Raw genomic sequence first — 13,318 nt, 5'->3', positions numbered from 1 at the left:
GATCCTGAGCGCCCGGCGGGTGCCGTCGGGACGGGTGGCGTCGGCGCTCACGGCGGCGGGGCCGTGGGATGCGTGGTCGAGGTGCATGGGTGCGGAACTCCTTCGATGTGTGGCGGGCCGGGTCCGGTGTCAGGAGGCGAAGAGACGCATCGGCCAGGCGGCGTGCTGTTCGGCGGTGATGTCGAGCAGGGGCGAGGACGCGGCGGGCAGGACGCCGGTCCCCTCGTCGGCGACGCGGGCGGCGGCGCGGGCGGCCCGGCGGGTCACGGTGTCGACGTCGTCGCAGAGCCGGGCCAGTACCGCGGTGGCGTCGAACGGGTCGAGGCCGAGCAGCCGCACGGCCGCGGTGGCGGGCCCCGCAATGGTGCCGAAGGCCGTGGCGTGCGCGGCGTCCGGCGCGGTGAGTCCGGCCGCGCGGGCGGCGACGCCGAGCACCACGGGCTGGTGGGCGCCGCCCGGCAGGTCGTGCGCCAGCCGTTCCAGCGCCTCGCACGGCCAGGCGGCACGGGCCGCGCGCAGCATCTGCCGGCCCAGCTTGCGGGCCGTGGCCCGCAGTGCCGGTGCGGGTGTCCGGGCGTCGGCCGCCTCGTCCAGGACGAGCGGGTCGTGTCCGGTCGCGGCCGCGGCCGCCAGCGCGGCGGCGGTGAGGCCCGTGGTGTGCAGCCGGCCGCGGCAGAACGCGTGGAGGGTGACGGGGTCGTGGACGGCGCGGGCGGCGACGGCCGCCTCGACGCCGCCCGAATGCGCGTGGTCCCCGGCCGGGAAACGGCCGTCGGCGAGGACGAGGAGAGCGGTACGGCTCATGGACGGGTGGCCCTGCCTTTCGGGGCGGGGCGGCGGACGACGGGACGGGCGGCGTCCGGTCGCCCGTCCCGTCGTCCGCCGCACGGTCAGAAGATGAAGTAGCGCTGGGCCATGGGGAGTTCCGACGCGTAGTGGGTGGGGGCGGGCCGCCGGGGGCAGAGCGTCTCGTCGGCCTGCGCCTGTTCCTCCTTCCGCCGGCGCAGTTCGGTGATGCAGACGTCCTCGATGAACACCTCGTAGGTGTTGGGGTCGACCCGGATGTCCGGGGTGGCGTCGTTGAGGACCATGTGCCGTTTGAACACCTTGCGGGTGTCCTTGATCTCGTACAGGGACTTCTCGATGCCGAGGTCCTGTGCGGTGACCGCGGCCTGCGGGCTGACGAAGTTCACCGAGTTGGCGCCCGGCGCCCTTCCGGTCGCGCCCCACATCGGGCGGGGCAGGACGGGCTGCGGCGTCGGGATGGACGCGTTGGCGTCGCCGACCTGCGCGTACGCGATCTGGCCGCCCTTGATGACCAGGTGCGGCTTCACACCGAAGAACTTCGGTTCCCACAGCACCAGGTCCGCCAGCTTGCCGGTCTCGACGGAGCCGATCAGGTCGTCCGCGCCGTGGGCGACGGCCGGGTTGATCGTGTACTTGGCGACGTAGCGGCGGGCACGGAAGTTGTCCGCCTCGTGCCGCTGCCGTTCCTGCTCCGCGGCGGTGCCCTCGCGCAGTTGGCCGTAGCGGGTCTTCATCACGTGGGCGGTCTGCCAGGTCCGCATGACCATCTCGCCGATGCGTCCCATGGCCTGCGCGTCGGACGACATGATCGAGATGGCACCCATGTCGTGCAGCAGGTCCTCGGCCGCCATCGTCGAGGGGCGCACCCGGGAGTCGGCGAAGGCCCGGTCCGCCGCCAGTTCCGGGTTGAGGTGGTGGCAGACCATCATCATGTCGATGTGTTCCTTGACGGTGTTGACCGTCAGGGGGCGCGTCGGGTTGGTGGACGCGGGCAGGACGTTCTCCTCCCCGCACAGGGTGATCATGTCCGGGGCGTGGCCGCCGCCGGCGCCCTCGATGTGGAAGATGTGCAGGGGGCGGCCGTCGAACGCGTTCCTGGTGCTCTCCACGAAGCCCGCCTCGTTCAACGAGTCGGCGTGCAGAGCGAGTTGTACGCTGTTGGTGACCAGGCCGTCCGTCCGGTCGTCGTCCTCCGGGCTGTTCCTGCCCTCGCACACCTTCAGACAGGTGTCGATGACCTCGGGGGTGGCACCCCAGTCCTCGTGGACCTTGAAGCCGATCACACCGGCCCGCACCTGGTCGAGCATCGACTCCCTGGACATGGTGTTGCCCTTGCCCAGCAGTCCGACGTTCACCGGGAACCCGTCGAGTGCCTTGAAGAGGCGCTCGACGTGCCACTTGCCCGGACTGACCGTGGTCGCGGTGGATCCCTCGGCCGGTCCGGTGCCGCCCCCGATCAGTGTCGTCACCCCGGCCGCGAGGGCCTCCCCGATCTGCTCCGGACAGACGAAGTGGACATGGGTGTCCACCCCGCCCGCCGTCAGGATGCGGCCCTTGCCCGAGATCACCTCGGTCTCCGGGCCGACCACGAAGTCCGTCGGCCCGTCCGTCCGGCCCTCGTGGATCCTGTTCATGGTCTCCGGGTTGTACGCCTTGCCGAGGGCGACGATCATCCCGTCCCGGATCGCGACGTCCGCCTTGACGACGCCCCAGTGGTCCAGGACCACCACACCGGTGATCACCGTGTCCGGCGGACCGTCTTCTCCGTCCCCGCCGTCGTCCCGGTCCTCGTCCTCGTCACGGTCGCGCGGCGTCGCCGACTGGCCCATCGACTCGCGGATCACCTTGCCGCCGCCGAAGACCATCTCGTGCCCGCTCCTGCTCACCAGCGGGCTGACCGGGCTCCTGTCCCCGTCCCCGCAGCCGTCCCCGTCGGGCGCGGGGTCCGGCGGAGGGTCGGCCAGGTCCTTGCCGAGGCCGCCCGACCAGTCGTCGGTGATCCTGATGCTCAGCGCGGTGTCCGCCAGCCGGATCTCGTCCCCGGTCGTCGGACCGAACAGGTCCACGTAGTCCTCGCGCGCGGTGGTCCTGGTGTTCTTCCGCTCAGTCACGGTCATCGGCTCCCTCGTCGTCGGGGTCCTCGGGGGCCTGGTCCAGCAGTGTCCCGCCGACCAGTCCCCGCAGTCCCAGCACCTTCCGTTCGCCCTCGATGCGCACCAGTTCCACCGTGCGGCGGTCCCCGGGCTCGAACCGTTCGGACGTGCCGGCCGCGACGTTGAGCCGCATGCCGTACGCCTGTTTCCGGTCGAACTCCAACTTCGTGTTGACTTCGTAGAAGTGGTAGTGGGACCCGACCTGCACCGGCCGGTCGCCCGGGTTGTGCACCTCGATCTCGGTGACGTCCAGCCCCGGGTTCAGCGGTACCGATTCGTCGACGAAGTCGACCTTCCCCGGGTGGAGTTGAATGTCCCCGCGCGGTTCGTCGAAGGGGTCGTGGATCGTCACCAGCTTCGTTCCGTCCGGGAACGTCGTCTCGACCTGGACGTTGTCGATCATCTCCGGGACGCCGTCCATGACGTCGTCCCGGGTCAGGACCCCTCGTCCCGAATCCATGATCTCGGCGACGCTCCGGCCGAGACGCGCCTGGTCGTAGACGTAGGCCGTGAGCAGGGCCACCGCCTCCGGATAGTTCAGTCTGATTCCCTGTTCCCTGCGCTGCCGCGCCACGCCGGCCGCCACATGGACCAGCAGGCGCTCCTGTTCGTGGGGAGTGAAGTGCATGGTGCCCTCTCGGCTCCGGGGACCGATGTCCCGTTCGACGGCGCGAGCGCGCCGGGCCCGGCGGGCCGGAGGTTCCGGCCCGCCGCGCCACAGCAGATCGTGCTGACCCGGGTCGGCACACCGATGCGGAATCCCCGCTTTCACCCCGGACGGACGGCGGGGCGAACACTCCGGCGAGGGTGGGGCGTTCGGGGCCCCGGCTGCCGAAACGTCGCTTCCCGGCCGACCGGGTTCGTGCCCGCCGGGGAGCGCGGCTCATGAACGTTTCTGCACCGACGCGGCAAGTCATCGGCCCGGGGGCGCACTTGTGGCCGGGCGGGAGCCGCCCCCTCCCGGCGGTCGCGTACCGTTCCTTCCCCGCCGGTGTCCGGTCAGGAACCGGCACACCGCGCGGGTCCACGGCACCGGCAGTGGCCGGTTGACGGGGGCCGTCCGGGGGAAATCGCCCGTGGCGGCGGCTATCCGCCCGTCGGGACGTGGAGGTCCAGCCGCTCCCGCACTTCGCGGTGGACGGCGTCGGCGGCTTCCGGGGCGGCGTCCAGGAGCGTGGCGCACAGGGCGAGGGTCGCGTCGGCGTCGCCCGCGCAGTACGGGGCCAGGGCCGTGACGACCTTGTGCAGGTTGCCCGGCACCCGCCCGTACGGCGTCTCGGGCGCGCGCGTGGCGATGGCCCCCGCCACGGCCGGGCCGTCGGCGGGGAGTTCGTCCAGACTGTCGGTCATCAGGTCGAGGAAGCCGCAGGCGGCCGCCGTCCGGGCCCGGGCCCCGGCCCTCGGGGCGAGCGGGCCGCCGCCCGGCAACAGGAAGTCGAAACGCCCGTGCTCCGAGGTCCTGATGCCCTCGACGAGTTCACGGGCCCGATCGACGTGCCCACCCTCGAACACCGCCTCGGCGAATCTGCCCTCGAAGGCGAGAGCCGTCTCGTTCAGCCCGCCCCGTTGCCCGTCATAGGCGGAATCGTCCCGCTCCCCCGGCGCGTAGAGGTCGCCACCGATCTGAACGTTCATGGCCGACCAGTCGTCGGCCTCGTGGGAGAAGAGGGTACGGGCCCGCCGGAAACCGGCGACGGCCTCGTCGTACATGCCGAGACGCGCGTGGAGTTCGGCGAAGAGGAACCCCCTGCGACACTCCTCGAAACCTATCGCGGGGCCGTGCCTCCTCAGGTCCGCCAGGCGCTCCAGCATCACTTCGGCCAGGGCGCGCGCCCGTTCGGTGTCGCCGTGGTCCAGGAGCATTCTCCTCAGTCCCAGGTGCACCCCGATGGGTACGTCCGGGGCCATCGCCTGCCGGAGCGCCTCCTCGGGCCGGCCCTGCTCGGCCAGGACGAGGATCCGGGCGCTGTCGTTCTTGAGGCCGAACGAATCGAGGAGGTCCAGGGCCCCTCGCCGGTCGCCACGTCTGACCAGCCGATCGGCCGCGGCCTTCACGCGTTCGGCGCGCCGCCCGCCCATCCGTTCCGCGGCCGTCCTCGTGGCGGCTCCTCCCCGGACCCCCGAGAAGTGGACGGCCAGGGACTCGTACCCCGCGTCGAGTGCGCCGGCGGACGGCCCGTCGAGGTCCGGGTGGTCCGCCCAGAACAGGGCCCGCGCGACACAGTGCGCGACACGTCCGCCGCCCTCCCGTCCGTCGTTCCCGCGTCCGTCGTTCCCGCGTTCCTGGTGGGCGGCCGCCAGTCGGGCGTACAGAACCGCCATTCCGGAAGGGTCGAAGCGGAGGTCCGTGCGTCGGTCGCTCAGCAGCTCGCACACGAGGCGCTCGGCCTCCGCCTCCAGTTCCGAGGCCCGTCGTTCCGGCAGGACCCCCGGCAGTTCGCGGGAGATCCGCAACAGGTACGTCGCCAGGTACTGGTGGGACGTCGTCCGCTCGCGGAGCAGGGCCACGCAGTCGTCCAGGAACGCGTCCGCGCGAAGGCCCTCGCCGTGTTCGTGAAACCGGCGGACGAGGTCGACGGCGATGGTCACACCGTCGTGGCCGTGGAAGGCGAGCATCTCGCGGGCCAGCTCCTCCGCGTCCGTGACGCGTCCGGCGCGCACGCACTCACGGGCGATCTCCAGGACGAGCCCCTGTTGGCACGGGCCGTGGACGAAGTCGTCGTGCGGCGGGCTCACGGGCTGGAGACGGCCCTCCGTGTCGAACAGGTCGGGCCGGCGTCCCAGCAACCGGCGCATGGTGCCGTCGGCCAGGTCGTCGGCGCCGGAACGCCTCGCCAGCCGGGCACCGTTCAGGTCCACCCACAGCCGCTCGTACGGCGTCATGTCGCGCGGGCGCAGCAGGTCCATCTCCTGCGCCGCCCGTTCGGCCTCGTGCCGGGCGGCCGTGTCGACGGGCGGGCGCACCGACGCCAGCGCCGAGGAATACTCGATCGGGAAACGCGACAGCCGGACGAGCATGCGCAGCCGTTCCCCGGACGGCTCCTGCGGCACCCAGGACAGGGCCGTCGCGTGCGCCGCCTCGACCGTGGCGTTCCTGCCGTACGACTGCCGCGCCAGTTCGGCGGCGATCCGCTCGGCGACGCGGTGGGGCGGAACCGGCCCCGGCCGTTCGGCCGCCGACCACAGTACGTAGCCGTGGAGCTTGGCGCGTGCCTCGACGGACTCGATCCGGCGCGCCGCGTTCATCCCCCGCTCGACGGACCCCCGGTCGAGCAGATGCCGTGCCAGCATCCCCGTGTGGAAATCGTCGAGCAGCTCGGCCCCATGGACCGTCGCCGGGTCGTCGCCCTCCTCGGGCTGCAGGCCCGCGAGGAGAACGGCCGCCAACCCCTGTGACCGCTCGGGCAGTTCGTCGCGGTGGGTGGCGTCGAACCACCGGAGGTGTTCGGCACACTCGCCGGACCGGCCGTCCTTCCGGAGCCGGTGAGCGATCATCAGCTGCCACAGGGCACCGTGTTCGTACGGGTGGGCGCCCGCCAGCTCGCGGGCGGCCTCCGGGCCCGTGCCGGCGAGCACCGCCAACGGGTCCTCGGTCAGGAGACGGGTGGCCCCGGCCCGGCGCAGCAGTACCGGGGCCGCGGCGGTGAGGTCGTCGGTCCGGACGGCGGACGCGAGTGCGTGTCCGAGGTGTTCCAGGTCCGCGCCGGAGAAGGTGGCGGTACTCGCCCCCGGACCGCCGACGGTGGCCAGCACATGGGCGCAGAGCTCCTCGTGCATGCCCGCCCGGTGGAGGTGGTGGCTGTAGTACCTGGACAGGTAGGGGTCGTCGGCCTGCCCGGCGAGGAACGCCGTGCCCACGGCCCGGTGCGCCTCGACCGGGTGGACGCGGTGCCGGGTGCCGGACAGGAGGTGGGTGCGGAAGGACTCGTGGTAGATCCGCACCGCGTCGCCCTCGCGGTGGGTGAACTCGCCGATGTCGGCGAGGGCGTCCTCCACGTCCGAGAGGTTCCGTGCGGTCACGGCTGCGAGGAGTCCGGCGCTCATGCCGGGGGCGCGGGCGACTGCCAGCAGGGTCAGGACCGGCCGGACGGTGCGCCAGGCGAGGGACGCGACCGCCCGGTCGAGGAAGCCGTCGTACACCTCGCCGAGGTCGCCGGGCAGTTCGACGGCGTCGATGTCCCCGTCGTACCGGTCGGTGTCCAGGAACGAGATGACGTGGCGGGCGTAGAGGTAGTTGCCCGCCGCCCTGGCCGCGATCCTCGACGCGAGAGTCCGCCGGGACCGGTACCGGGCTTTGGGGTGGTGTTCCCCGTCGCGGTCGGCCCGGTCCGGCCCGTCCGCGTGGAGGTGTGATCCGTCCCGGGTCAGGCGGGCCAGGCAGTAGTCGTGGACGTCGTCGGTACCGGCGGGCGCGTCGTGCGTGAGGTGCACGCGCCGGCCCCCGATGCCCCGGAGCGCCGGCTCCTCGACTTCGCGGCTGGTCAGCAGCACTCGGAAGTCCAGTCCGGTACGGCGCAGACCCGAGGTCATGTGGGCGAGCAGCGTGATGACGTTCTCGTGGGACTCGATCGACCGTGCCTCGTCGAGCGCGTCGACGACGAGGACGACGGCCGGTGGGTCCGGCATGCTCTCCAGCGGCTTGCGCACGAGGCGGTTGAAGGCCGAACGCGCCGATTCCGCCCCCAGTCGCAGGGACTCGATGTTGATGCCCCGGATGTGCGCTCCGGGCTCGGCGGAACCGACCGTCACGGTGGCGTTGAGGGTCGGGCCGGGCTCCGCGCGCGCCAGTTCGGCGAAGTGCCCGTCCCGGCGGACCAGTGCGTCGACCAGCTCCACGACGAGGCCGTGCCCCAGGAGCGTGTCGTCGTCGTCCGCGCGGCACAGGTGTCCGACCACGACCGTGGAGGCGTCGCCCGGTCCGATCCTGTTCAGCAGTTCCAGCGCCAGGGCCGTCTTGCCGGAACCCGGCTGACCGACGATCAGCAGCGGTCCGTCCCCGCGCCGGGTCAGGTGGCCGAGTGCGCGCTCCACGATCCAGGAGCGTCCGACGAACTCACTCATCACGGTGCTCCCGTGCCGGTGTCATCAGCCGATGTCGCCCTGGACCTCGACCCCGGACACGGTGCCGCCGCGCGTCACCGTCCCGGCCACGACACTGCCCTCCACCCGGCCGGAGTTGACGCCGCGGGCGCGCACACCGGCCACGTCACCGGCGATCTCCTCGGCCCTCACCCGGCCCGACACCGCGAGCTCCCGCTCCGTGCGGGTCTCGCCCGCGAAGGTGAGGCGTCTGCCGTAGACCGCCTCGAGGATGTTCCGTACCGCGTCGGCCGTCTCCAGCAGGGTCCGGTCCGTGGGGTCGATGTCGGTGATGCCGTTCGCGTACGGTGCCAGCACCTGCCAGAACGCGGTCAGGTCCGCCCGGAACCGCTGGACGACCTCGGTGTCCGCACGGGCCGGCTCCACGGTCGCGGGGAAGAGCCCGGGGTCGGTCACGTCCAGTGTCACGGGATCGCTCCCGCCCGCGTCCTCGGAGTCGTCCGCCCCATTGCGGTCCCTGCGGCGCTGCAGCAGTTCCCCGGTCTGTTCGTAGAGGAACTTGACGCCTTCCGTGAGGACGACGGAACTGAGGACAGCGAGCGTGATCGGTTCCATGAATGCCTCCTCGGCCACCTGGGCCAGATCGTATTACCGCCCGTCCGCGGATGCGGCGGAACCCGGGGGATTCCACGGCTTCCCCGATGACGCGCGCCGCGCCACGTCGCGGAACACCGCCCGGCCGGGGTGGTGCCGCGGACCGGGGCGGTACGGCGGACCGGGACCGTACGGCCGGCCTCCCCGGTCTCAGGGCCGGTAGACGCACTCCGCCAGCGTCGCGTGCTTCTTCCAGCCCAGCGTCTCGTACAGCGCGCGTCCGGCATCGGTGGCGCCGAGAACGCCGATGACCGCACCCGTCTCCAGGGCGTGGTCGGCGAGCGTACGCATCACGAGGCCGCCCAGCCCGCGCCGCCGGTGGGCCTCGTCGGTCACCACCCGGTCCACGACCACCTCCTCGCCGAGGAACGCCATCTGCCCCCGGGCCGCCGTCGTCCCCGCCGCGTCCAGCACCCTGGCACAGGTCACGGCCCCGACGGTCTCCAGGGTCACGGTGTACCCCTCGGGCGCGACCGGGTCCGTGGCCATCAGGTCCACCACCATCAGGTGCCCGGTGTCCTCCCAGGCCACCACCCAGTCCCGGGGCAGCCAGGGCTCGATCCGCTCCGGTTCCGCGGGCATCTTCATCCATGTCCGCGGCGCGGTCACCGAGGCGGCGGCGCTGCGGACCAACGACTCCTCGGCCTCGGGCAGGACATGGCGTCCCGCCTCGACGGGGCTGTCGACCACTTCGATGTGGACCCCCCAGGGCTTCTCGACCGGCGGAGGAGTCCGCCGGGAGACGGCCCAGCCCGCCGCCCAGATCCTGACCGTGTTCGCAACCATCGAGCCCTCCCGGCCCGGCGGCCGAGCCGCCGACAGAGTAATGGTCAATTCATCGAAGCAAACATTACTTCTCCGGGCGGTGCGCGGCAGCCGTTTTACTCACCGGCCGAGCGGGGCGCGACGCGGGCCGCGGCGAACTCCCCGTCGTGAAACGCCGGTTCAAAGTCCCTGGCCCACCTCGGACGCAGCAGCTCCGGCCGCTTGTAACATGGCGGGCGACGAGGCCGGAAGGGAACCGAACCATGCATGCTGGTGTCGACGCCGACTCCCTCGACCGGGCCACGCAGGACTTCCTCGCGGCGCGCCCGCGGCTCTTCGGCATCGCGTACCGCATGCTCGGCAGCGCCGCCGAGGCCGAGGACATCGTGCAGGAGGCATGGCTGCGGTGGCAGCAGGCGGACCGCACGAACCTCCTCGAACCCACGGCCTACCTGACCACCATCACCACGCGCCTGGCGATCAACCTGGCCCGGTCCGCGCGGATGCGGCGGGAGTCGTACGTCGGCCCGTGGCTTCCCGAACCGGTCGACACCGCCCCGGACCCGCAGCTGGGGGCGGAGCGGGCCGAGGCTCTGGAACTGGCGGTCCTCCTCGTCCTGGAGAAGCTCAACCCGGTGGAACGCGCCGCCTACGTCCTGCGGGAGGCCTTCGACTACCCGTACGGGCGGGTCGCCGAGATCCTGGAGACGAGCGAGGTCAACGCCCGCCAACTGGTGAGCCGTGCCCGCAAGCACCTGACCGCCGAGCGCAGACAGCGAGTCAGCCCGACCGCCCACCGGCGCCTGCTGGAGGTGTTCCTCTCCGCGGCGCGGACGGGTGACCTGGCGGTGCTGGAGGACGTACTCGCCTCGGACGTCGTCAGTTACTCCGACGGCGGCGGGATACGCGGGGCCTCGAGGATCCCGGTCGTCGGCCGTACGCATGTCTCCAAGTACCTGGTGGCCTTCGCACCGCGTTTCTGGCCGCAGGCGGACGTCCGGTGGGTGGAGGCCAACGGACGGGCGGCCGTGCTCGTCTCGTCCGGCGGGACCGCCATGGCCCTGCTGTGCGTCGATGTGTCGGCGGAGGGCATCGACCGGATCATGTGGGTGATGAACCCGGCCAAGCTGTCGCCCTACGTGGAGTCCCTGGACGACTGACCACCCCACCCCGCCCGGGTCGGCCCGTCGGCCGGCCGGGGGAAAACATCCGGGATCCTCCGGGCCCCTGTCACGGATGCCGCCGCCGTCCTGTCATCCCCGGTGAGTGCAGAAACCACCCCGAGAGGATTCCCATCATGAAGGTCGTAGTGATCGGCGGTACCGGACTCATCGGTTCGAAGCTGGTGGCCCGGCTCGGCGAGCAAGGCCACGAGGCGGTACCGGCCTCCCCCGGCACCGGCGTCGACACGCTGACGGGCAAGGGGCTGGCCGAGGCCCTGGAGGGGGCCTCGGTCGTGGTCGACGTCTCCAACTCCCCCTCGTTCGAGGACGACGCCGTCATGGAGTTCTTCCGGACCTCGACCGCCAATCTCCTCCGGGCGGAGGCGGAGGCCGGTACGCCCCACCATGTGGCGCTCTCCGTGGTCGGCACGGAGCGGCTTCAGGAGAGCGGCTACTTCCGTGCCAAGCAGGTGCAGGAAGAGCTGATCAAGGACTCCGGGATGCCGTACTCCATCGTCCGCGCCACGCAGTTCTTCGAGTTCGTGCGGGGCATCGCGGCCTCGGCGACCGACGGCGGCACCGTCCGGCTGGCGCCCGTCATGATCCGGCCCGTCCGCTCCGACGACGTGGCCGCCGCCGTGGGCCGCGCGGCCGTCGGGGCCCCCGTCGGCGGGATGGTGGAGGTGGCCGGTCCCGAGGTGTTCCGGCTGGACGAGCTCCTCCGCGAGGACCTCGCCGCCCGGAACGATCCGCGCGAGGTCGTCACCGACGCCCGGGCCCCTTATTTCGGCGCCCGGCTGGAGGAGTCCACACTGCTTCCCGGCCCGGACGCGCACATCGCCGGGAACCGGTTCGCCGACTGGCTCGCGCAGCAGCGGTGAGCCGTCGGGCGGCCCCGGTGCCGGCGTCACCGGACGGACGTGCCCGGGTCAGCGGTCCGGGCCCTGCCCGGGGTCGCGCTCCGTCGTCATGTCCGTCCAGCCGAGCGGGTACAGGTCGTCGGCCCGGCCCTCCGGCGCGGGCGGTTCGCCACCCGCCTCGTTGAAGGCGGTCAGCGCCTCGACGAGGGCCGTCTGCTGTCCCGGGGCGAGCCGGGCGACGATCGCGGCGATCTCCCGGCGCCTGCTCGCGGTGACGTCCTCGACCGTGCGCCGTCCCTCCTCGGTGAGCCGGAGCAGGGTTTCACGACGGTTGCCGGGGTTGGTCCGCCGGTCGACGAGGCCCGAGGAGATCAACCGGTCGACCATGCGCATCGCGGTCGAGGGGGCCACGCGCAGCAGTTCCGCGAGCGTCACGAGTTTGGCCTCGCCCCGCGTCCAGAGCACCACCAGCATCCGGAACTGCGCCAGGGTCACCCGGTCCTCGACCTCGGCGAGCGAGTTCGCGGCGACCGCGACGAGCACCCGTGACGCCGTGAGGACGGCACGGGTCACCGCGTCGACACCGTCGGCGCTCCCGGCCCGGTCCTTCTCCTCGGTCATGCACTCTTTCTACCGCGCTTCGGCGCGGGAGTGTTCACCCCTCCGCCGGCACTCTCCGTCGCCGCGGTGCGCCGCCCCGCCTCCCGAGGCCCGCTGCGGCGCAGCAGCAGCATCGCCGCGTCGTCGTGCAACGGGCCGGCCACGTGCCGGACCACGTCCGCGCGCAGCGCTTCGAGGGCGGCCTGCGGGTCGGGGTCCCCGAGGAGGGCGGAGCGCTCGCCGAGCGGGTAGAAGGTGCCCGTCCCGTCGCGCGCCTCGGTCACCCCGTCCGTGTAGAGCAGCAGTTGCTCCTCCGGCGCGAAACCCACCCGGTAGGGCCGGGGCGGTTTCCCACCGTGCAGTCCCAGCCCCAGCGGCAGCGCGTGGGCGGGCGGCAGCGGGAAGTCGACCGTGCCGTCGCGCCGGACGAGCATCGGGGCCGGGTGCCCGTAGTTGAGGAGGACGACCTCCTCGTCACCGCCCCGTACCTCCGCGAGGACGGCGGTCACGAACTTCTCGCCGTTCGCCTCCCTGGCCACGCTCCGTTCCAGGCGGGCGCCGAGGGCCGTCAGGTCCCGCGCGTCGTGCGCGGCCTCGCGGAACGCGCCGAGGACCACGGCGGCGGTCTCCACCGCCCCCAGCCCCTTGCCCTGCACATCGCCGATGATCACCCGGGTTCCGTACGGGGACGCGACCACCTCGTACAGGTCGCCGCCGATCCGCGCCTCGGCCATCGCCGAGGTGTAGGAGACCGCGACCCGCAACGGGCCCGTACTGCGCGGCACCGGCCGCAGCAGCACCCGCTGGGCCACTTCCGCGATGGAGCGGACACTGGCCAGTTCCGCCTCCCGCCGGCCGCGCATCACGGCCCCGGCGACGCCCGCCGCGGTGACGCCCACCACGGAGCCCATCGCCGTGGAGCCGCGCCGGGTCTGGAAGAGCCCGTCGTACATGCCGAGGCCCACGCAGAGCAGCAGCGCCACGGCGCCCGTCAGCACCGTGCGCCGCCACGTCCCGATCAGTCCGGCGAAGGCGGGGCCGAGCGACACCAGGGGGAGGAACCCCGCCCCGGGACCCGCCATGACGTCCACGACGGCCACGACCGCCATCACCACGGCCGACAGGCAGTACAGCACCACGGGGCCGCGCGGTCGCCCTGCACGGGACACGGCGCTCTCCACTCGTATCGCACTCGCCCGGCCCGGCCGACCGGACCCCTCCGCCGTTTTAGGCTATGCAATAGTTGCATCGACTAAGGGTCTTCGGCGGGTTCTCG

10 protein-coding genes and 1 pseudogene are annotated in these 13,318 nt (G+C 72.5%); 2 read left to right on the top strand and 9 right to left on the bottom strand.

All coding sequences use genetic code 11. The features are described from left to right. The 7 genes and pseudogenes from ABZZ04_RS35815 to ABZZ04_RS35785 form a co-directional block, all read right to left on the bottom strand. A pseudogene (locus tag ABZZ04_RS35815) lies at positions 1 to 87 on the bottom strand (urease accessory protein UreG); the annotation flags it as partial. Between the two features lie 42 nt (positions 88 to 129). After that, a complete protein-coding gene (locus ABZZ04_RS35810; RefSeq protein ID WP_356936411.1) occupies positions 130 to 804 on the bottom strand; it encodes an urease accessory UreF family protein in 675 nt (224 codons plus the stop codon). An 86-nt stretch (positions 805 to 890) separates the two neighbouring features. After that, positions 891 to 2,918 (bottom strand): urease subunit alpha, encoded by a 2,028-nt coding sequence (ureC, locus tag ABZZ04_RS35805; RefSeq protein WP_356936410.1) that lies wholly within the window; start codon positions 2,916 to 2,918, stop codon positions 891 to 893. Continuing rightward, the gene (locus ABZZ04_RS35800; protein WP_356936409.1) at positions 2,911 to 3,588 is read right to left on the bottom strand and encodes an urease subunit gamma; all 678 of its coding nucleotides are present in this window, start codon (positions 3,586 to 3,588) and stop codon (positions 2,911 to 2,913) included. Before ABZZ04_RS35800 ends, ureC begins: the two co-directional genes overlap by 8 nt. Positions 3,589 to 4,046: 458 nt before the next feature. After that, on the bottom strand, positions 4,047 to 8,021 hold the full coding sequence (locus ABZZ04_RS35795; protein ID WP_356936408.1) for an AAA family ATPase: 3,975 nt from the start codon (positions 8,019 to 8,021) through the stop codon (positions 4,047 to 4,049). A 24-nt stretch (positions 8,022 to 8,045) separates the two neighbouring features. Then, on the bottom strand, positions 8,046 to 8,615 hold the full coding sequence (locus tag ABZZ04_RS35790) for a hypothetical protein (RefSeq protein ID WP_356936407.1): 570 nt from the start codon (positions 8,613 to 8,615) through the stop codon (positions 8,046 to 8,048). A 189-nt stretch (positions 8,616 to 8,804) separates the two neighbouring features. Further along, positions 8,805 to 9,440, bottom strand: a complete 636-nt coding sequence (locus ABZZ04_RS35785; RefSeq protein ID WP_356936406.1) for a GNAT family N-acetyltransferase — start codon at positions 9,438 to 9,440, stop codon at positions 8,805 to 8,807. Between the two features lie 242 nt (positions 9,441 to 9,682). On the opposite strand from ABZZ04_RS35785, the gene ABZZ04_RS35780 reads away from it, so the two are divergent. After that, positions 9,683 to 10,579, top strand: a complete 897-nt coding sequence (locus ABZZ04_RS35780) for an RNA polymerase sigma-70 factor (RefSeq protein ID WP_356936405.1) — start codon at positions 9,683 to 9,685, stop codon at positions 10,577 to 10,579. Between the two features lie 137 nt (positions 10,580 to 10,716). Then, positions 10,717 to 11,463 (top strand): SDR family oxidoreductase, encoded by a 747-nt coding sequence (locus tag ABZZ04_RS35775; RefSeq protein ID WP_356936404.1) that lies wholly within the window; start codon positions 10,717 to 10,719, stop codon positions 11,461 to 11,463. Between the two features lie 48 nt (positions 11,464 to 11,511). Here the strand turns inward: ABZZ04_RS35775 and ABZZ04_RS35770 are convergent, their stop codons facing one another. Both ABZZ04_RS35770 and ABZZ04_RS35765 read right to left on the bottom strand, forming a co-directional pair. Further along, the gene (locus ABZZ04_RS35770; protein WP_356936403.1) at positions 11,512 to 12,063 is read right to left on the bottom strand and encodes a MarR family transcriptional regulator; all 552 of its coding nucleotides are present in this window, start codon (positions 12,061 to 12,063) and stop codon (positions 11,512 to 11,514) included. After that, positions 12,060 to 13,151 carry a PP2C family protein-serine/threonine phosphatase gene (locus ABZZ04_RS35765; RefSeq protein WP_356936413.1) on the bottom strand — a complete coding sequence of 364 codons (1,092 nt, stop codon included), beginning with the start codon at positions 13,149 to 13,151 and terminating at the stop codon, positions 12,060 to 12,062. The genes ABZZ04_RS35770 and ABZZ04_RS35765 overlap by 4 nt, the downstream gene beginning before the upstream one ends. Between the last annotated feature and the right edge of the window lie 167 nt (positions 13,152 to 13,318).

This window comes from Streptomyces sp. NPDC006435, from assembly GCF_040612315.1.
Taxonomy (GTDB): domain Bacteria; phylum Actinomycetota; class Actinomycetes; order Streptomycetales; family Streptomycetaceae; genus Streptomyces.
Note: the sequence above shows the minus strand (reverse complement) of the source record. Positions and strands in the feature narration are given on the sequence as shown.